Annotated in this window: 15 protein-coding genes; 10 read left to right on the forward strand and 5 right to left on the reverse strand. The window is 64.7% G+C overall.

Translation table 11 applies throughout. The annotated features are described in order from the left end of the window. Window positions 1-23: 23 nt before the first annotated feature. Genes D002_RS0107260 through D002_RS0107295 form a run of 8 tightly spaced genes read left to right on the forward strand, consistent with a single transcriptional unit; the run spans window position 24 to window position 10,163 of the window. A complete protein-coding gene (locus D002_RS0107260; protein ID WP_018141251.1) occupies window positions 24-395 on the forward strand; it encodes a GxxExxY protein in 372 nt (123 codons plus the stop codon). A gap of 50 nt (window positions 396-445) precedes the next feature. Further along, complete coding sequence (locus D002_RS0107265; RefSeq protein WP_018141252.1) at window positions 446-1,681, forward strand: TIGR03087 family PEP-CTERM/XrtA system glycosyltransferase; 1,236 nt, start codon at window positions 446-448, stop codon at window positions 1,679-1,681. After that, window positions 1,678-3,234 (forward strand): exosortase A, encoded by a 1,557-nt coding sequence (gene xrtA, locus D002_RS0107270; protein ID WP_018141253.1) that lies wholly within the window; start codon window positions 1,678-1,680, stop codon window positions 3,232-3,234. The genes D002_RS0107265 and xrtA overlap by 4 nt, the downstream gene beginning before the upstream one ends. Beyond that, the gene (locus D002_RS0107275) at window positions 3,234-4,427 is read left to right on the forward strand and encodes a TIGR03088 family PEP-CTERM/XrtA system glycosyltransferase (protein WP_018141254.1); all 1,194 of its coding nucleotides are present in this window, start codon (window positions 3,234-3,236) and stop codon (window positions 4,425-4,427) included. Before xrtA ends, D002_RS0107275 begins: the two co-directional genes overlap by 1 nt. A gap of 22 nt (window positions 4,428-4,449) precedes the next feature. Beyond that, a complete protein-coding gene (locus D002_RS0107280; protein WP_018141255.1) occupies window positions 4,450-6,363 on the forward strand; it encodes an XrtA/PEP-CTERM system amidotransferase in 1,914 nt (637 codons plus the stop codon). A gap of 13 nt (window positions 6,364-6,376) precedes the next feature. Continuing rightward, complete coding sequence (locus D002_RS0107285) at window positions 6,377-7,747, forward strand: phenylacetate--CoA ligase family protein (RefSeq protein ID WP_018141256.1); 1,371 nt, start codon at window positions 6,377-6,379, stop codon at window positions 7,745-7,747. Next, a complete protein-coding gene (locus D002_RS0107290; RefSeq protein ID WP_018141257.1) occupies window positions 7,744-8,955 on the forward strand; it encodes a glycosyltransferase family 4 protein in 1,212 nt (403 codons plus the stop codon). Before D002_RS0107285 ends, D002_RS0107290 begins: the two co-directional genes overlap by 4 nt. Next, complete coding sequence (locus D002_RS0107295; protein WP_018141258.1) at window positions 8,952-10,163, forward strand: glycosyltransferase; 1,212 nt, start codon at window positions 8,952-8,954, stop codon at window positions 10,161-10,163. Before D002_RS0107290 ends, D002_RS0107295 begins: the two co-directional genes overlap by 4 nt. A 142-nt stretch (window positions 10,164-10,305) precedes the next feature. Here D002_RS0107295 and D002_RS0107300 read toward each other — a convergent pair whose 3' ends face one another. Continuing rightward, the gene (locus D002_RS0107300; protein ID WP_018141259.1) at window positions 10,306-10,866 is read right to left on the reverse strand and encodes a PEP-CTERM sorting domain-containing protein; all 561 of its coding nucleotides are present in this window, start codon (window positions 10,864-10,866) and stop codon (window positions 10,306-10,308) included. 610 nt (window positions 10,867-11,476) lie between these two features. On the opposite strand from D002_RS0107300, the gene D002_RS0107305 reads away from it, so the two are divergent. Next, entirely contained in the window at window positions 11,477-12,916 is a 1,440-nt protein-coding gene (locus D002_RS0107305; protein ID WP_018141260.1) for a hypothetical protein, read from the forward strand. A 499-nt stretch (window positions 12,917-13,415) separates the two neighbouring features. On the opposite strand, the gene D002_RS0107310 is transcribed toward D002_RS0107305, so the two are convergent. Beyond that, window positions 13,416-14,834 carry a chondroitinase-B domain-containing protein gene (locus tag D002_RS0107310; RefSeq protein WP_231362923.1) on the reverse strand — a complete coding sequence of 473 codons (1,419 nt, stop codon included), beginning with the start codon at window positions 14,832-14,834 and terminating at the stop codon, window positions 13,416-13,418. Between the two features lie 430 nt (window positions 14,835-15,264). Between D002_RS0107310 and D002_RS0107315 the strand changes: the two genes are divergently transcribed. Then, window positions 15,265-16,245 (forward strand): hypothetical protein, encoded by a 981-nt coding sequence (locus tag D002_RS0107315; RefSeq protein WP_018141262.1) that lies wholly within the window; start codon window positions 15,265-15,267, stop codon window positions 16,243-16,245. Between the two features lie 379 nt (window positions 16,246-16,624). Here the strand turns inward: D002_RS0107315 and D002_RS0107320 are convergent, their stop codons facing one another. The 3 genes from D002_RS0107320 to D002_RS0107330 are packed head-to-tail and all read right to left on the reverse strand — an operon-like array spanning window position 16,625 to window position 20,402. Then, on the reverse strand, window positions 16,625-16,882 hold the full coding sequence (locus D002_RS0107320) for an acyl carrier protein (protein ID WP_018141263.1): 258 nt from the start codon (window positions 16,880-16,882) through the stop codon (window positions 16,625-16,627). Further along, a complete protein-coding gene (locus D002_RS0107325; RefSeq protein WP_018141264.1) occupies window positions 16,879-18,693 on the reverse strand; it encodes an ATP-grasp domain-containing protein in 1,815 nt (604 codons plus the stop codon). The genes D002_RS0107320 and D002_RS0107325 overlap by 4 nt, the downstream gene beginning before the upstream one ends. After that, a complete protein-coding gene (locus D002_RS0107330; RefSeq protein WP_018141265.1) occupies window positions 18,690-20,402 on the reverse strand; it encodes a hypothetical protein in 1,713 nt (570 codons plus the stop codon). The genes D002_RS0107325 and D002_RS0107330 overlap by 4 nt, the downstream gene beginning before the upstream one ends. Window positions 20,403-20,413: the final 11 nt, after the last annotated feature.

Consider the following 20,413-nt stretch of genomic DNA (forward strand, 5'->3'; position numbering starts at 1 on the left):
CAGCAAGTGACTATGGGGAAGAAATGGAATTCGACCCGCTATCGAAGAAGGCCATTGGATTGGCGATTGAGGTACATCGCGAGCTTGGGCCGGGGCTCTTGGAGTCGGTTTACGAGAAATGCCTAGTGCACGAAATGCTGGAATCCGATCTGTACTGCGTCTCTCAGGTTCCGATACCGGTCACGTACAAAGGGCAGGAGCTGGATTGTGGCTACCGTATCGACATTCTTGTCGAGGACAGACTGATGCTGGAGCTGAAAAGCGTGGACGCCCTGCAAAGGATTCACGAGGCCCAAACCCTCACATACATGAAACTCGCCAATATCTCGCAAGCCCTGCTGATAAATTTCAACAGTGTGCGCCTCAAGGATGGCCTCAAACGACTGGTCCTTTGAATTGAATGTCCTTCTTCGTGCCTTAGTGAGCTTCGTGGTGAACACGCCCTATGGATGATCTTTTATATCTGGTGCATCGGATTCCGTGGCCGCCGAACAAGGGCGACAAGATCCGTTCGCATCACATCCTGCGCTATCTGACGCAGCACTACCGTGTGCACCTGGGCACCTTCGTCGACGATCCCGATGACCTCGTGCATACGGCCGAGGTCGAGGGACTGTGTGCCAGCACCTGCATCCGTCCTCTGGATAGCCGGCGCGCCCGGCTGCGGGCGCTGGGAGGGCTCGCGACCGGCGCGCCGCTGACGCTGCCGTGGTATCGCGACCGGGGTCTACAGCGCTGGGTCGACGACACCATTGAGCGTCATTCCATCTCGCGGGCGCTGATCTTTTCTTCCGCTATGAGCCAGTACCTGGAGCGCCATCCGGGGGTCGTTCAGGTCACCGACTTTGTGGATGTCGATTCGGATAAGTGGACCCAGTACGCCGCGACCCGGCCCTGGCCTTTGAGCGCGATCTATCGCCGGGAGGGGCGCCGCTTGCTAGCCTACGAACGCCGGCAAGCCGCCCGTAGCTCGGCCAGCCTGTTTGTCTCGCCCGATGAGGCCGAAGCATTTCGCGAGCGTGCACCCGAGAGTGCGGAGCGTATTCACGCCATGAACAATGGGGTCGACCATGCGCATTTCGCGCCGGACCGGGTACCGGCCCACAATCCCTACCCTCCCTACAGCCGCGTGATGGTGTTCAGCGGAGCCATGGACTACTGGCCCAATGTCGATGTCGTAGTGTGGTTTGCCCGCGAGGTGTTCCCGGAAATCCGTGTTCAGGAACCACATGCGTTGTTCTACATCGTGGGCAGTCGACCGGCCCCGGCAGTGACCGAACTTGGGCGCCTGCCTGGGGTGATGGTCACCGGTTTTGTCGAGGACATGCGTGCCTGGATCGGACATGCCGACCTGGCCGTGGCCCCGCTGCGTATCGCCCGCGGGGTGCAGAACAAGGTCCTGGAGGCCATGGCGCTGGCGCGCCCGGTCGTGGCCTCGCCACAGGCCCTGGAGGGCCTTTCCGCGCAGCGTGAGCAGGAGGTGATCGAGGCCCCTGCCGAACCCGCAGCCTTTGCCCGTGCGGTGCTGCGGGGACTCGCAGAAGGTCCGTCGGAGCGCGGCGAGCGCGCCCGCAAACGGGTCGAAACCGATTACGACTGGGCCCGCAATCTGGCGCGGCTCGACGGCTACCTGCAGGGACCCGTGGCATCCACTGCGGCCCCCAGTATGGAGACGACATGAAGACTGCCCCGTCCATGCTCGACGGGATGTTGCCCGGACGCGTCTGGTGGTGGCCATTGGCTGTGCTGGCGCTTCTGTTGGCCATCACGCTTCTGGTGTTTCAGCCCACCTATGCATCCATGGTGGATACCTGGTCGCGCTCGGAGACCTTTACCCACGGCTTTCTGATTGTCCCCATCGTGCTCTTTCTGGTCTGGCTCAAGCGCGATGAACTGGCGGGTCTGACGCCGCAGCCGAATGCCTGGGCGTTAATCCCGATGGCACTTCTGGGACTGGCCTGGGTGATGGCCGAATTGGTCGATGTGACCTCGGTGCGCCAGTTTGCCGCGACGTTGATGATTCCAACGGTGGTTTGGCTGATCCTGGGCAACGCCGTGCTGCGAGCCTTGCAGTTTCCCCTCGCATACCTGTTGTTCGCCGTACCATTCGGCAACTTCCTGGTCCCGCCACTAATGGATTTCACCGCCGACTTCACCGTGTACGCCGTCCAGTTGTCGGGCATTCCGATTTATCGCGATGGTCTGCAGTTCGAGCTACCGACCGGGAGTTGGTCGGTGGTGGAGGCCTGCTCGGGTGTGCGTTATCTGATTGCCTCGGTCGCGCTGGGTACGCTTTACGCCTACATCATGTACCGCAGCATGTGGCGTCGATTGGTGTTCGTCGCGGTGTCCATCGTGGTGCCGATTGTAGCCAATGGCTTGCGTGCCTACATGATCGTGATGATCGGGCATTTAAGCGGCATGGAGCACGCCGCCGGGGTGGACCACCTGATCTATGGCTGGCTCTTTTTCGGTTTCGTCATCTTCCTGATGTTTTGGATTGGCACAATATGGCGCGAGGACGGTGCCCCGGCCTCGGCGGGTCACGTGGAGCCACCGCAGCATCAGGCGGGTTCTTCGGGACCGGGCCGGTTGGCCACGGTGGGGCTTCTGGGCGTACTGATGGTTGCAGCGGCCCCGGCCTACAGCGAGTGGATGAACCAGCGTGACCTGGGCCAGGTTCAGGGCCTCGGGTCCGGACCGTTTGCGGTGGCGGATTGGCAAGCTCAGGATGTCGAGTCCGCTGCGTCCTGGCAGCCGGGCTACCGCTATGCCCGCGCCGAGCGCGGAGGCTGGGTGGCGCGCATGGAGGAGGCGCCCGCAGTGGGTGCTCATGTCGCCTATTACCGCGAGCAGCATCGCTACGGCAGCATGGTCGGCTGGGACAACATCCTTGCCGGCCGTCATCAGTCTGATTGGACGCAACAGCGGCTGGGTTCGGTGTCTCTGGAGAATGGCGTACGAGCCGAGCGGTTCCGGTTGCGCGGCCCGGATCGTCAGCTACTGGTCTGGCGTCTGTACTGGGTCGGTGGGGCGCTTACGACCCGGCCACACGAGGTAAAGGCGCGCGAGGCCCTGAACCGGCTGGTCGGTGGACGTGATGATGCCGCCCTGCTCGTGTTTTATGTCGAGTACGACGATGCCCAGGAGGCGGCCGAGTCCGAACTGGGGCGGTATGTCGACCATGCCCTCCCAACGATGCTGGATCAGCTGGATGAGGTCCGCTCGCGTTGATGGCCAGTGCCACCCCCCATGTGCTTGCTCGCGATGGCCGCGATGAACGCCCCCTCGTGGCCCATATCGTGTACCGGCTCGATGTCGGTGGGCTCGAGAACATCCTGATCGAGCTGGTCCGTCACCTGCCACGGGAGCAGTTCCGCCACGTGATTATCTGTATCGCTGACTACACGGCCTTCAGTGCAAGGGTCCCCGAGGACGTGCCGATTCACGCGCTCCACAAGACCCCGGGTCTTGGGCTCGGCATGTTCTTTCGGCTGTGGCGTCTGTTGCGTCGGCTGCGACCGGATATCGTCCACAGCTCCAACCTTGCCGCGCTCGAGTGCCAGCCGGTGGCCGCCTTGAGCGGGGTTCCTGCTCGGGTTCATGCGGAACACGGATGGGACATGGCCGATCTCGACGGCACCAACCCAAAGTATCGCCGACTGCGTCGTTGGCTGAGTCCCTGGGTGCATCGCCACGTGACCGTTTCCGCGCACCTGGCCCGTTACCTGACGGACGTGGCCCGAATCCCGACCGAACGAGTGCAACACATCGTGAACGGGGTGGATACCGAACGTTTCACTGCAGACTTGACCGCACCTTCATCGGCGCCCGAGTGCCGCGTGATTGGCACGGTAGGGCGTCTTGCACCCGTCAAGGATCAGGTGACGCTGGTACAGGCATTTGCCCTTCTGCGCGCCCGGATGCCGGAGCAATTCCCGAGTCTGCGATTGGTGCTGATCGGGGATGGCCCCGAGGCAGGCAAGCTGCGTGCGTTGGTTGCGGAGCTGGGCATAGAAGACCAGACCAGCTTGCCCGGCAACTGCAGCGAAATGCCGGAACAGTTACGCGAGCTGGATCTCTTCGTCCTGCCGTCACTGGCGGAGGGGATTCCGGTCACGGTGCTAGAGGCCATGGCGACGGGGCTCCCAGTGGTGGCATCGCGGGTTGGCGGCTTGCCGGAGTTGGTCGAGGACGGGGTCAACGGAACCCTGATCTCTCCTGGCGATGCCGAGGCGCTCAGCGTGGTGCTCGCCGCGTACGTGGCCGACCCCGAGCGCGCCCGCCGGGAGGGTCAGGCCGCACGCCAGCGTGCCGTCGAGACCTTCGGGCTGCAGCGCATGGTCGACGCCTATGCCGCGCTTTACCAGGAAGTCCTGGTTGCCCACGGGGCTCGCCGGGTTCCCGTGGCGCGAGAGCGGCAATGATCCCATTGAAGGACCACTAGCCATGTGCGGCATCACCGGCATACTCGCCGCCGACCACGCGGCCACGCCCGACCGCTCGTTGCTTGAGCGCATGAATGCGGTGCAGGTTCATCGCGGCCCTGATGAAGGCGGCACGCATCTCGAGCCGGGTATTGCGCTGGGACATCGGCGGCTGTCGATCATCGATCTGGCGAGTGGCCAGCAGCCCCTCGGCAACGAAGACGGCAGTGTGCTCACCGTCTACAACGGCGAGATCTACAACTTCCCCGAACTGATGCGAGAGCTCCAGGCATGCGGGCATCACTTCCGTACGCACTGCGACACCGAGGTGATCGTTCATGCCTGGGAAGAGTGGGGCGAGGCCTGTGTCGAGCACTTCCGCGGCATGTTTGCGTTCGCCATCTGGGATCGCAATCAGCAGACCCTGTTCCTCGCCCGCGACCGCCTGGGTATTAAGCCGCTGCATTACGCGCACCTGCCCGACGGGCGCTGGCTGTTCGCGTCCGAGATCAAGTCGCTGCTGACCTGTCCGGAGCTTTCGCGCGACCTCGATCCCAAGGCCGTGGAGGAATATTTCGCCTACGGCTATGTCCCCGATCCGCGCAGCATCTTCTCTGGCGTTCGCAAGCTACCGCCAGGCCATACCCTGACCCTGCAGCCTGGAACGGAAACAGCGTGGCCGCGCCAGTACTGGGATCTTCATTTCGCCGCCTCGAGTCCCGCCAGCACGGACGCGGCCAGGGACGAGCTGCGCGCGCGCCTGCGTGAGGCGGTGGATATCCGTATGGTTTCGGAGGTGCCGCTGGGGGCGTTTCTGTCGGGCGGCGTGGACTCCAGCGCCGTGGTGGCGACCATGAGTCAGCTCTCGGATGCGCCAGTGAATGCCTGTTCCATAGGTTTTGGCGATCCCCGTTTCAACGAAAGCGATCATGCGCGCGCGGTGGCCGAACGGGTGGGTGCGCGGCACTTCCTCGATCAGGTGGACGCGGACCGGATGCAGCTAATCGACCCGCTCGCGCAGCTCTATGACGAACCCTTTGCGGACAGCTCGGCGCTGCCGACCTACGAGCTCTCGCGCCTGACGCGGCAGCACGTGACGGTTGCCCTGTCCGGGGATGGTGGCGACGAGACACTGGCCGGCTATCGCCGCTACCGGGGGTTTCGCCAGGAGGAGCGGTTGCGCGGCTTGCTGCCGGGCGGCGTGCGCCGCCCGCTATTCGGGGCATTGGCAGCGCTCTACCCCAAGGCTGATTGGGCCCCTCGCGCGTTCCGCGCCAAAGCGACCTTCCAGGCGCTGGCGCGGGATGCAGTGGAAGGCTACCTGCGCAGCGTCGCGGTGGTGGATGATGCCAGCCGCGCTCGACTCTTCTCGGAGCGTTTTCGTCAGGAGCTTCAGGGGTACGCGGCGAGCGAGGTACTGCACACTCACGCGGCCAATGCCTCGAAGGAGGAGCCGTTGGACTTCGTCCAGTACCTGGACCTGAAGACCTGGCTGCCCGGCGATATCCTGACCAAGGTCGATCGCGCCAGCATGGCTCACAGTCTGGAAGTTCGGGTACCGATACTCGATCATCCGTTCGTCGAATGGGCGGCGACTCTGCCGGCCAACCTGCGCCTGCATCAGGGCGAGGGCAAGTATGTGCTCAAGCGCGCCTTCGAGCAGGATCTGCCGCATGATGTGCTCTATCGGCGCAAGCAGGGGTTTGTAATGCCCATCGCGGACTGGTTTCGTGGGCCGTTGCGCGACACGCTGCGCCAGGCTGTTCTCGGCGATCGTCTGGCCGACTCCGGCTGGTTCAATCCTGACCGCCTGCGCCAGCTGGTGGACGAACACCAGAGTGGGCGCTCCGACCATTCGCGCCCGCTCTGGGCACTTCTGATGTTCGAATCGTTCCTGCGTCAGCGGGTCGATGTCCCCGCCGAACGGATCCAATGAAGGCACTGGACGCATGAGCGAAGCCTTCCGCCAAAAGGAACTGTTGCCGCAGCCCGACTGGCCGTTACGGATGCCTCAGACGCTGGCACGGCATCTGTTGTGGCCATTGCATGAAAGGCTGCGCGGGCGTGAGACGCCCGTCCACTTGCGTGCCTTACAGCGGGGCGAGCGCGCCGGTGGGACATGGCTGTCGCACGAACACACGAACAAGCTGGAAGCCCTTCTCGCGCACTGCGCGGCCAACGTTCCCTACTATCGCGAGATCCTGGCGGGGTCGCCCCCGGACCTTGAAGCGTTTTCGGTGCTGGAGCGGGACAGCGTGCGCGAGCGCGGGCGCGAGTTGCTGGCCGACAACGCTTCTGGCCCCTTGCTGCCCTCCAGTACCGGCGGCTCCACCGGGCGGCCGCTGGTGTTCTGGTCGGATCGCGTGAAAGAAGCGCGCCACAACGCGCAGAAGCTCCGCTTTCGCGGCTGGTTTGGCATCCGCCCGGGCGATCGGCAGGTGGATTTTTGGGGCTCGCCGATCGAACTGAGCAAGGCCTCGCGCATGCGCGTCATCAAGGATCGCTACTTCCTCAACCAGGTCGTGCTGTCGGCGCACGACCTGACGCCGGAACGTTTGGAGGCCTATGTGCGCTTCCTTGGCCGTTTTCGCCCTCGGCTCGTGTACGGCTATCCGACCGTGATCGTGCGCGTGGCTCAGACGTTCGAAGCGAATCCGGGCCTGGCACGTGGCTGGCGCCCACAGGTGGTGGTCTGTACCTCGGAGATGCTTTACCCGCAGGTGCGTGAACAAATCGCGGGCATCCTGCGGTGTCCGGTCGCCAACGAATACGGCTCGCGCGATGGTGGACTGGTTGCGCACGAGTGCCCGCACGGGCGCCTGCATATCGCCACCGAGCATGTGCATGTGGAGGTCGATCAGCCCGACGAAGACGGCATTGGGGACCTGCTAATCACCAACCTGGATGGCTATAGCATGCCATTCGTACGCTACCGTGTGGGTGACCGCGGACGCCTGGGTGATGGTGCGGACTGCCCCTGCGGCTCGCCACTGCCCACGCTGGATCGGTTGGAAGGACGGCGCAACGACTTCCTGGCCGGGTCCGAGGGGCGTCGGGTGCACGGGTCCGCCGCCAACTACGTGATGCGCGAGATGCCGCAGGTTGCGCAATACCGGCTGGTGCAGCGCGCCGACCTAAGCCTGGATATCGAGGTGATCGCAAACGGTCCCTGGGGCGAGGCCGAAACCCGGGCGGTGACGCGGGGTATGCAGGGCATCCTGCATGCCGAGGTGCCGGTGCGGTTGAAGCTCGTGGACCACATCGCGCCGTCCCCGTCCGGCAAGTACCGCTGGGTCGAGAGCGAGGCCCTGGAATCGTGAAGATCCTCTACCACCACCGGACCCGTGGCGAGGATGCCCAGGGCATTCACATCCGTGCGCTGTGCGATGCGTTCCGCGAGCTCGGGCACGAGGTGCACATGGTGGCACCACTGCAACGGCGTGCGCCGGGGCGCCCGGAAGGGGGCCCGTCGGCTCCTTCGTCGAAACCCGCGGACGACGGGGATGCGCGCCCTACGCTTGGAGGCGTGCCGATCCCGTTCTGGTTCTACGAGCTGCTCTCGCTGGCTTACAACCTGCCGGCGATGATCCTGCTGCTAGTGGCGGTTTTGCGCCACCGGCCGACCTTCATCTACGAACGCTACAGCCTGTTCAGCTTCGCCGGACGCCTCGTCGCGTGGCTTACCCGTCGTCCGTTGGTGCTGGAGGTGAACGCCCCGCTCAGCCTCGAGCTGCAAACCCATGGCGATCTGGTTCTCCGGCGCCTGGCCCAGTCCATCGAGGACTGGCTTTGCCGCCGTGCTGATCGAACCATCGTGGTGACCCAGGCCATGGCCGATATCTTCGCCGCACGCGGGGTGCCGCGCGAACGCCTGATGGTGATGCCCAACGGCGTCGACGGAGCGCATTTCCATACGGGTGTGGACGGCTCGGCGATCCGCGAGCACTACGGCCTGCAAGAGGCGAGGGTGGTCGGATTCGTGGGCTGGATTCGTCCCTGGCACGGGGTCGATGGCCTGATCCATGCTATGGCCAGCCTGCGCGCGCGCCACCCGTATCTGCACCTGCTGGTCGTCGGCGACGGTCCGGCCATCCCGGCGCTGCGCAACCAGGTGGCACAACAAGAGCTGGAGGCCTGCGTGCATTTCACCGGCCCGGTCGAACGCGATGCGATCCCGGCCCATATCGCTGCATTGGATATCGCCGTGCAGCCGGATGTGACCGACTACGCGTCCCCGATCAAGCTGTTCGAATACCTCGCCCTTGGCCGTGCTGTGGTTGCGCCCGACAAGCCGAACATCCGTGAGGTCGTCCAGCACGAGCAGGGGGCGCTGCTGTTCCCGCCTCGCGACTGGGGCGCGCTGGCGGAGCAGCTCGAACGCCTGCTCACAGACGATGCCTGGCGTCAGGGACTGGGGGAGCAGGCCGCAGCACTGGTGGATTCGCGCGGCTATACCTGGCAGGCCAATGCCCGGCACGTGATCGAGAGCATCCAGCAAGTGGCGTCCTCGAGTCGGGACGCCGCATGAAACTGCTGGTTCTGTCGCGAGTGTTCCCCAACGCGGTACAGCCGACCTACGGCGTGTTCGTGCGCGAACGCATGTTCCGCGTAGCGCAGCATATCCCGTTGGTCGTGGTGGCCCCGGTCGCCTGGTTTCCCGGGCAGGGGTTGATCCGCCGATTCTGGAAGCCGCACTTTCGCCCGCCCATCCCGCGCCACGAGATCCAGGACGGGGTCGATGTCTACCACCCCCCGTTCCTGTGTATTCCCGGCATCATGAAATGGACCGACGGTCCGTTTTTGGCGCTGAGCATCCTGCCGCTTGTACGGCGCCTGAAGCGCGAACAGGGCATCACCGCCATCGACAGCCATTTCATCTACCCGGACGGTGTCGCCGCGTGGCTGCTGGGCCGCTGGGTCAAGCTCCCCTGGACCATCACCCTGCGCGGCACGTTGCTGCGCATCTCGCGCACGCGTGTATGTCGCTGGCTCTCGCTGCATGCTATGCACGGCGCGGCTCGGGTGTTTTCCGTGTCGGACGACCTTCGCCGCCTCGCGCTAGAGATGGGCATCCCGTCCGAAAAGGTGCAGGTCATGCCTAATGGCATCAACCTCGATTACTTCCAGCCCGAAGATCGCGAGACCTGTCGCCGCGAACTTGGCTTGCCGCAAAAGGCCAAGATCATGATCACCGTCGGCGGACTGAACGAGCGAAAGGGTTTCCACCGTGTGATCGAGCAGATGCCGGCGCTCCTGGAGCAGCACCCGGATTTGTACTATCTCTGCGTGGGTGGCGGTGGTCCCGACGGCAACGAACTGGCCTGGCTACAGGGGCTTGCGAAGGAGAAGGGCGTGAGCGAACGCGTGCATTTCACCGGCGCGATCGCCCCGGAACGACTGCGTTTCTACTACTCCGCTGCTGACCTGTTCGTACTCGCCACCCGCTTCGAGGGCTGGGCCAATGTATTCCTGGAGGCGGCCGCCTGCGGCCTCCCGACCGTCACCACCCGCGTGGGCGGCAACGCCGAGGTCATCCACGCCGACTGGCTCGGCCGTCTGGTCGAGCTCGGCGACGGCGAAGCCCTGCGCGATGCGATCTCCGAGGCCCTGCAGAGCCAGTGGGACCGACAAGCCATCATCGCTTACGCCCGCGAAAACCGCTGGGAGGCGCGCATCCCAACGCTTGTAGGGCGCCTGAAAGAAGTGGTCAACAGGGAAGGTAGATCGCCGGATTGACCACAGCGGGCCCGCCGGGAACTTCGCCTGCAAGCAGGTTCCTACACGCAACTAGCCGCCGCAGGAGCCTGCTTGCAGGCGAAAGGCATGACCAACGGTTGCGATTCGCAGGCGTTGGTCATGCCGAAATGCCCGTTCTTCGTTAACTCCGGCGACGGAGGCGAGCTGCACCGAGCGCCAGAAGGCCGAGTCCGAAAAGGCCCAGCGTGGCAGGAAGGGGTACCTCGGTAGCCTCCACATCGAAGCGAGTCCAGTCGAAGTCCCAGTCCCGTTCGCCGCCCAGGGCCAGGCGCACTTCAACGTAGTCGTTGGCGGAAAATTCCACGCTGGTTTCGGTCATGTCATAAAAGCTTCCGACGCCTACACCGCTGTAGATGAAGTCATCGGGAACAACGGGGTGAGGGGTTCCCGTACGCAGCACTTCGCCGTCCTGGCGCACTTCAAAGAATGCGACCGGTGCTGCTGAGTCATTAAAGAAATCCAGGGTGATCGAATCCAGGCCGAAATTCGTCACCAGGACATAGGGCGCCACCTGGCCCTCGCGGCTGGGCACTTCCTGAGCGAAGTTCAGTGCATTGGTGCTCGGGGCATCGAACGAAGATACGACTTCTTCACCGGTAATCGGCGCGGCTTGTGCCGACAGGGGCAGGCCAACCATGGCGAGCGCAGCTAGCGCGCCAAGGGTGTTTTTAGAAAGGGACATAGTGCTCTCCAGTCACGGGTCACGCCTGCGGATCTCGAATTGCCCGAGGATTGGCAGGCTCCACCTCAGGAACGCTGATAGCGTTTCGGCCTTTTTGCCGTGGGTGTTATGCAAGCAATCTCTATGCCGACGGAGCAAAAAAACCGCATGGCAGTAAGTTATGTCCACCTAGCGGCTACATGCGATAGCAGTTGTAAAGTATCTCGACGCCTCTGGGTGTGGGCTTGCAGGGGGCGGCCAACCGGGGGAGCATCGCTGCATGCAAAGAGATGATGGACAGGATGCGGTCGAGGGAGAACGACGTGCCCTCTTGAGATTGACCACAGGGGTTTCCGGCGCGCTGCGGGCACTGGTCCGCGCAGATGGCACGCTCTCGGACCCTTGCTCGGACGCACCCTCGCCATCCGACCATTACGCCCCGGTGTTCTCGGCACTCGCGATGCTGGTGACATCAAGCGGGACCCAATGGCGAAAGCCCCTTGAGCAATGGGCGCGGATGCCGGCGCACGCTAGAGGTCATGAGCCGTTCAATCGGCTTGGAATAGGGCTGCTGGCCGAGACGCTAGGCCGGCAAGAATCCCCGGATGTGGATCTCCGATCCGTTCATGCCATGCTTTCGCTGTGTCCGCTGGCGCGGACCTACCCATCGAACAACTGGAGCCTGCTGGCGCAGGCGCTGCGCGTACGCGAGGCGGAAAGCCCGCGACGACTGGCGTGGGAGCGGCGTCGCTTGCGGGCCCAGGTGCGGCGCTGGACGACCCGCGAGGGAGGTTTCATCGACTTCCCGCGGCGGCCGAATGCGGAGCGCGGGATCGCGACACCGGTTGCCTACCATCTGAAATATCTGCTGTGTCTGCACCTTGCACTGGGCCGCGACCCCGACCTTGAACTGGAGCGGGCCTTGATACGCGGCCTCGACTGGCTGCGCCTGTTCCTGACCGATGCCGGCTACTGCGGCGGTTTCGGGCGCAGCAATCATGCCCTGTTTGGTGATGCCTGCCTGCTCACGGTCTTGCATGGACTGCTGCAGCGCCCTGATGCGTTGCGGCCGGATGCGGCGCAGGAGGTGCTCCGCGTCGCCCGCAACATTCGCCAGCGTCTTGAGTGCCAGCGTCGCGACGATGGCCTCCTATGGCTGACGCCTGGGGGCGGCTGCGGTGAAGCGGCCGGGTGGGATGGCTACATGTTCCTGAGCGTCTACAACGCCTGGTTCGCCGGTCTACTATCCGCAACCATAAACGGCCATCCCTGGCTCACAGGAACCTCGCTGCCGGACTGGACGCCTGCATGGAACCCGGAGCAGGGAATCCACGAAGACCGCGAGGCCGGTCTGCTGCGGTTTCGGGGCGAGCGCGTGGACGCGCAGATCTCGACACGCGGCCAGGCGGTCCAGGGATTTGGCCGCTCGATGGTGGATCTGCGTCAGGCGGCCATGTGCCCGTTCCATGTGGAGGTAGACGGCCGCCCGGTCGTGGCGCCACCGCCGCGGATCAGTGCGGAATCCCTTAAGAAACATCCGGGGCATGCGGGCGGGACACCCATCGTGGAGGCGGACGAGGTGCTGTTCGGCATGACGCGGCTTGACGCCGTCACGGTGGAGGCCGTCGATTCGGGAGTTGTGCTTACAGGTTCTGGAAGCCCGGTTCGTCTGACTCGCGCCCCGGAACGCACACTCTGGGATCGTCTACGAGCCACCCTGGACTGGCGCCTCCTCGGCGGCCATCTCGGGCGTCAGCAGGGCCTGCGTCCGCCGACCCACCCAGGGTATCGGTGGGCGGCGCGACTGGAGATTGACGACGCCAAAGCCGTCCTGCGTTACCAGCTCCACCTGCATCCGTCCTCTCGGAAGCCGCATCCACGGTGGCTCAACCCTGCCGGAAATCGACGTCTGGTGCGGGAGACGGAGTCGACCGACGCCTCGTGCCGCTCTTCACTTGGCCTCACTGCCAGCCAGGCGGGTCCACCCGCACCCTGGCCGGGCGAGGGCGCAACCCGGAAATGGGAAGTTCGGCTTGCCGAATTGGACTCCGGTTCTTCAGAGCAGACCTGATGGCGCCAGGGCGCTATCGGAATGCTCTGGAAACGTGGGCATCGTGATGCGGGCACAGGCGCGTCACAGGAAGATACGAAGGCTGGAAGAATTTCTCGGTAGTGATCCTGAGCTTGATGCGATTCGCCTGATCCATCGGCATCCTGCAATAGGGGCTCCTTGCGCGACACAAACTGCCAGTACGTAGGGTTGGGTGCGGTTGAGCGCAGCGAAGCGCACCGTTCGGCGAGGGGGGTGTGGGAGCGGCCTTGGCCGCGAAGGGGGCGTGGCCAGGGACACGGGCGGTATTCGCGTGCAAGCACGCTCCCACAGGGAGGCGGTGGATGACCGGAGCACAACGCGTCCAACCCGGTATGGGAGTGCCCCTTACGCCTCCTTCCGGGCTTCGTGTCTTCCTGTGTGGCGCTTTGGCAGACGTCCCGAGCCCCGGTTTGCTGCTCGACAGCGCCTCGTCCCCGGACGGGGCGCCAACTCTGTGGCGAGAAAGACCTGCGCAGGTCTACAGGTCGCTGAACAGGCGGCCGTGGCGGCGTTCGAGCTCGGTGGGCAGGTGGCAGGTGCCGGCGGAGTACTGGATGGCGCCCACGTCGGCGCGACCCTGGCGAGGTTGCCCGCAGAAGTCGTGCTCGACTCGGGGTGGTTCCGAGCCCGAACCCAGCGGACGGGCATCCGGCTCGTCCAGTCGCAGGTCGCCCAGCCCGGGCGCCAGGAGCCAGCGCTCCATGGGTGCATGGCGTTGTCCCAGGAGGCTGTTGTGTGCCCAGTCGGCCGTACCCTCGATGGCCGATTGGGTCCAGCGCGCGATGCGCTCGGGAATCCAGCTGGGATAGCGTTCCTGGTAATAGCCGATCCGCTGGATCAGTTCGTCGCGCAGCCCTGGCACGTAAGCGGCGGTGTCAAACCAGCCAGTGGCGACGTTGCCTTCGGTCTCGAGCTCGGCGTCGTCGCGCGCCCATACGGTGCCGGTGATCAGATTGTCCACCACTGTCGCACGCGTTTCCGGGAAACGACCCTGGATGCCGTAGGCGTTGAACACCGTATTGTTGGCGACCAGTGCTCCCTCGGCGCGATTCAGGTAAAGCCCCGGTTCCTGCGGACAGTTGAGGATGATGTTGTTGGTCATCTGGCTGTTCACGCTTTCCGGACAGGTCTCGCAATCCCCGATCTCGCGCCGGTCCAGAACACCGGGGCTAGTGCCACCCCCACCCAGCGACAGCCCAATGCGGCGCTGGCCCGTGTGGCGCCACTCGCAGATGACTAGGTTGCGGTCGAATACGGCGTTCGCCGCGCCGCCCTTTGCGAACCCCGGCGAGCCATGCCGGCCTGGCGTGCCCTGCGCAATGTCGGCGATAAAGTTTTCCTCGATTCGCCAGCCTTGTCCGCCGACAATATCAATGGCGACAACCGGCCATCGAGTGGTGTGGATGGCATCGTTCACGAACACGTTACGGCGGATCTGCACATGGTCCGGAAAACGCCTTGGGTCACCCTCGCCGTTGGCCTTGATCGCCGCGTGAAAGTTACGAAAGCGGTTGCCCTCGACCAGGACATGATCGGCTTCGCGCACGATGTGCAGGGCGTGGTTGCCGCCGCCATCCCCGCGAAAGTCCAGATCGCGGATCTCCCAGTGGGGCGCAAACAGTTTGATCGCGGTGCTGTGGCGGGAATGAATCACCGCCGTCCCGGGGATGCTCGCGCGCAGCACGATCGGCTCGGCCTCGGTGCCGGGCTCCCGCAGGTTGATACGACGCTCCAGCTGGTAGTCGCCCGGGCGCAGTTCAATCACGCCACCCGCACTGGCCTGAGACAGGGCGCGTTCCAGTTGTGTCGCATCCGAAACCAGGCGCGATTCAGCCCCGGCGATCACGGGCAGGCACATGGCGACGAGCGCTAGGGCAACACGGACTAGTGTACGCACTCCCGCTCGAGTCGTTTTTGCTTGCGAACAAGGCGCGGCGACCGCCGTGCAGTCATCCTGCACAAGGAAGCCGCAACGCCGTGCGCGCGCCCGTTTTTGATAACAACGGGCGGCCGAGCCCCGTCTTTCAATCGCTTGTGGGGGTTGGTGCCCCAGGTTCCCCGATCCTGCGTCGTGCCACTTGCGAGTAGAACTACTACCCGCTGCGTCGCGCACCTTCCCTCGGAAAGCCTGGGGTGCCAACGCGAGTGTGTACACTAATCCGTGTTGCCCTGGATAGCGCGCGCTCCTGCGTATTGCATGGTTCGGCATGAACGGTCCTCCCGTTTCCTCTGGCCGGGTGGGACCGGCCGGCGTGATGCGAGCCGCCGGATTGGTCCCACAATCCTGCTAATCTGGCGCCCATCCCGAACGGATACCGCCAAGACCGATGGAACAGACCCCCTACCGCAGTCTGCTGGAACGCCTGGCACAAGCGCGCTCCTGCGAACGTGCAGTGGATTGGTCCATCTGCGTCTTCGCCAGCCGCGAGGGGGCGCGCATTCAGGATTGTCTGTCAGCCCTGCGCCATGCGACCAGTGGTTGGCAGTCGCCGGAACTAACGGTCGTGGTGAACGGACCCGCCACAGGAACGGCCGGGGCCGCGCGCGAGGTGCTTGCTCGCTGGCCGTATCCCGCCCGGGTGGTGGAGATCACGCTGGGGGACAAGGCCAACGCCTGGAACCAGTACATCCACGGCCTGCGGCCCGATGCCCGCTGGCACCTTTTTGTGGATGGTTACGTGGTTCCCGACGGCGCGGGCCTGGAGGTACTTCGCGAGCGCTGCGAGGCCGCACCCGCCGAGCAAACGGCGGCCACAGGCATGCCAGCGGGCGAGCATGCCGGCGCGGTACAAATGCGCGAGTTCGTTACCCGCCACGGTGGGGTCCTGGGCGGACTGCACGCCCTGCGCGGCGAGTTTGTCGAGCGCCTGGTGGCGCGCGGGCTGTTCCAGCCTTGGGGGCTGTACCGGGGTGACGGTCTGATCGGGTCGTGGATCTGCCACGACCTCGATCCGCGCGCCAACCGTTGGGACAAGCAGCACATCATTGCCGTGCCGCAGGCCGCCTGGCAGGGCGAGCGTCTCTGTCCCTGGTCGCCACGCGACCTGCTCACCCACTGGCGGCGCATGCACCGCCAGGCCCAGGGCCGGATGGAAAACCGGGCCATCAAGGACATCATCTACCGCGAAGGGTACGAGGGGCTGCCGGACTCCGCCCGGGAGTTGGTCGAACACGCGCTGATCCTGGGGCCGGGCGACAACGACGGCACCCCGCTTCGCCGCTTGTTGCGCGCGCGCGTCGCGCGCCATGTCCGGCAGGCCCCGGTGCCGGCCCCGGAAGCTTTCCTGCCCCGCAACGAATCCACCTGAAGGGCTGTAGATTCACCACGAAGCACACGAAGGCACGAAGAAAAGCCAGGTCAAGGTCAGAAGCTATCTACAGGAAGGTCGTGAAGGCGCGGAGGCATTCAATGTAACCGTCCGAACCAAGGCGATTTCGGACGCCGCGCCGAGCCACCACACGCCCAAGGCCAGTCATCGCGAGTCGCAAAGCGATGCGGCGATCAGCAAGGGATTGCCCGAGCGCTGGCCCGGCAGATTGCCGCGCTCCGCTCGCAATGACAGCTCCAAGTCAGTCCTTTTAATCCCGTTCTCCTCCCTGCCTTCCCGCGTCCCTGTAAATGGCCCTTGATCTGGCCCTTCTTCGCGCCTTCGTGTGTTTCGTGGTGAAAACCGCCCTTGACCTCGTTCAGCGGTTCTCGGCCTGTTTGGCCTCTACGAACGCCACCAGCGAACCCACCGTGGCAAAAAGCTCCGCGCAGACCTCATCGTGCTCGATGCGGATGTCAAAGCGGTCCTCCATTGCGGCGACCACGTAGGCCACGGCCATGGAATCCAGTTCCGGCACATCCCCCATCAACCGAGTGTCCGCATCGAACCCTCGCGTGCGTCCGCCCAGTTCCAACTCGGCCTCGAGCATGTCCAGTACGTCCTGCTGAAGGCTCATTGCGCACCTCCGGATTTTGCTGCGCCGATCCCGGCCAATGCCTCCACACAGGGGCGCAGCCCCTCCAGGCATTTGGTCACAGCTTCCATGCCTTCACCGTAGGGGTCGCGGATCTGCTGGCCGTCGCGGGCGAACCGGCCATCCGGGTGCAGGGTGCCCAACAGGTACGTGCGTCTGGCCGCTTCGGGGAACTGTTGTTGCATGCGCACTCGGTGCAGCCGGTCCATGATGAAGATGAGATCAGCTTGCTGGACGATCTCGTGGTCCAGCCGTTGCGCCCGATGCGCCTCCAGGGAAATGCCCAATCGCTCCGCGGCAGCACGCGCATCCGGATGCGCGGGATTGCCGTCTTCGGCGCACAGCCCGGCAGACCGAATCGTGATCCCGGAAGCGTTTCCGCGTTCCGCAACGATCCGCTCCAGCCAGGCGGCTGCAAACGCGCTGCGGATGATGTTGCCATGGCAGACAAACACCACCGAGCGTGCCGCTCGAATCGTCTCTGCGTCGGGTGCCTGGGGCTTGCTGCGTAGTCCCAGCGCGGCATAGCGAACCACGCCCACGGCGCCGAGTCGCATGATCGGGCGTAGTGCGGCGTACCAGCGCCACGGCAATACGCGCCGCGCGACCTTGTTCCAGATCTGCGCGCTCACCTGCCGGATGGCGCGGCCGAGATCCTCCAGTGCGGGTAGTGGATCGCGCCAGCTCCACAAGGCATCGCGGGTGTGGGGCGACACGAAATCCCAGGCGAATGTCCCGAAATCCGCCGCGGCCCGCCGGGCCGGGTACTCGCGGCCCAGTGCGGCGGCCGCCGCCTCCGGAAGGCGCAGCACGTCCCCCGCGAGCCAGCGCATCCGCCGACCCGGCGCATAGCCCTTTGGCTCGGGTGTCTCCCCATGTGCCAGTTGCCACTGGTACCACGGAAACTCAACCCCGCACTGCAAGGGCAGCGCGATGGAGCCCCAGTAGCGCCCGTTGATCTCCATCAGCGCCGTACGCCCAGTGTCGGGATCCTGGCGAAACTCCACCATCGCCACGCCCTCCCACCCCAAGGCGCGCAGCAACCGCAGCGAGTGGTCCAGGAGTTTCGGATCGGGCGTCTCGCCCAGGCAGCGGGCCGCAACACCCCCCGCGACCGGATACTCCTTCAGGCGCCGATGCTGGAAGGTCGCAACCGGCTCGCCGTCATGCATTAGCACCTCAATGCCAACCCCGTGCCCCGGCACAAACTCCTGCAGCATCCAGGCATCCCCGGAACGAAAGTGCGAGGCCATCAGCTTGTCGAGCGTATCCCGATCCTCCAGGTAGCGCAGGCGCAGTGCCGTCTCCCGGCCCTTGTCCGCCGGCTTCACGATAGCCGGAAAACGGAACCCCTCCAGCGTCGCGCCCAGACCATCCTGACTCGTCAGCACGCACGTCTGCGGGATCGGCACGCCTGCCGCTTCCGCGGCTTCCAGCGTCTTGCCCTTGTCCAGCACCTTGCGGAACGTCTCCGCCGGTGGGCAGAGAAGGTGCACTTTGGAGCGCCACTCCTCCTCGTGCAGCGACAGTGCTGACAGCACCTCGTCCCCCGTCGGGATAATCGTGTCTACCCCAAATTCTTCGATGACGCGCTGCAAGTCCTCCCGAAAAAGCTCGGGCGACAGGGTTGGCGGACGAAGATAGCAGTAACCGGAAAGCGACCGAGAGCGCATCTCTGGCGTGCCCGGCATTAGTGAGGCCGCGACCACGGGAATGCCGTGCATCGCGAGGCATTGGGTCAGCGGAATTACGACACGCGGCGTGGCGCCGACTATCAGCGTGGTATTCGTCATGTGGTGTCGCCATCTCCCGTACGGTCGGCTTTCCTGACGGCGCGTTCCAGAAGGCTGATTGTAAGCATGCCTCCGAGGCAGTCGATGCCAGCTTGTCCCAGGCGGTTGCCTGACTGAGTGGGCATCCGCGCACCCTTGGTGCCGAGACAGCTTTCCAGCCATTCCGAGTCTGAAAGAGCGGTCGCCGCCGCACTTCGAAAACTCTGATCCCGTCGGGCGATACGGGCGAAATTGCCCTCCGGGGGCTGAAGGAAGGGTCGGCCGGGCCAGGCTCTGTCGAGCAGGGGGCGCAACTGGCGAGCGATCGCCTTGCCACGGGAGCGGGGCCTGGGGTCCAGAAGGGGCAGGCCGGTCTTGTCATACGGGATCGCGGCCAGGTTCGGGTCCAGCCGGTGGATGATGCGGCGATAAAGCCAGGAGCCTCTGCGAAGTTCCCAGGGGAGGCGCAGGGCAAAGTCCATCAGTTGATGGTCGAGTGCCGGGGTGCGGACATCCAGGTAGTTTTGATTCAGGCGGACGATGTTGTACACGAGGCGGCGACTCCGGTTCTCGAGGTAGTGCAGCTGGCTGGCATCCAGCCCTGCATCCGCACTCGGATACTCCTCGCGGATATAGTCGGTTAGCAGGGAAACTTCTTCGCTCTCGGCGGAAAAACCAAGCGCCTTCGCGTTGTAGCGCATTCGTGCCAGTTGCCCTTCGATCTGAGCCTCCCGCGACTGATCACGCAGGAAGGTCGCCTTGAACAGCAGGTCCTGCAGGAAGCCGTCGATTGTTGCCGTGGAACCCGTTTCCGTGAGCCGCCGTGCGGTGCCAACCAGCCGCCAGTGGGCGATGTTGAAATCGCCCGGGCCCAGTGCCGGATCGAAGGTAGCCGCGTGCCGCATGCCTTCAGCCGAGTCGAACCGCTCGATCGGGCGGCCAAGGTAACGGCCGATCTTCCGGGCGTAGGGCCACTCGACATTGCCAAGGTCGTGGCAATGGAACAGGCGGGCCCGCTGGCTTAGCTCCGGGTGCAGGGCAAGGTTGCAGCGCGAATCCAGCCCGGCCGTGACGGGCATTGCCACCGCGGAGGCCTCCAGGCCCGCCGCGCCAGCCTGGTGCGCAGATGCGAGTCGCTCGGCTGCCTCGTCCAGCCAGGGCTCGATGGGCCCGGTGGGTGCTGTGGACACGGGTGGAGGCGACCAATAGCGGGTACAACGCGGTGCCAGGCCCGGATTCGCGAAATGGCAACGACTGGCAGGAGGGAGGAGTGAAACCCCCTCCAGCAGGGTCCGGTTGCCCCAGGGATTGTCCAGGAAGATGGTGGAGAGGGCTCCGATTCGGTCCGGCCCCGGTGTGCGGGGCATCAGGGCTGCCAGATCGGTCAGGCGGGAGGCGAGCCAGGTTCGTCCGTCCTGAATCGCCCAATGAACCGGAATGGCCCCGATACGATCCGAGACTACCTCCACACCTTCCGGTCCCCAGAGAATCTCAAGCCAGGAGCCGTCGCGCCTCTCGGGGAGTTCCGCTTCCGCAGCGGGTAGGTGGTGTTCGTGTATGAGGATGCCGCTGCTGCGTAAGCGCGCGAGACGGTAGGTCTTGTGACGGCTATGGATGCGCAGGTGGATACCGTTTTCAGCGATGGTGAGCCATTCGTTCGGCTCCGCCGGATCGTTCCAGGGCCCGTAGGCGGAGCCCTGCATCCCAAACACCCCCTGCAGGATCAGCATCCCGGGTGTCG

The sequence above is a fragment of the Thioalkalivibrio sp. ALJ7 genome (genome assembly GCF_000376865.1).
Classification (GTDB): Bacteria; Pseudomonadota; Gammaproteobacteria; order Ectothiorhodospirales; family Ectothiorhodospiraceae; genus Thioalkalivibrio.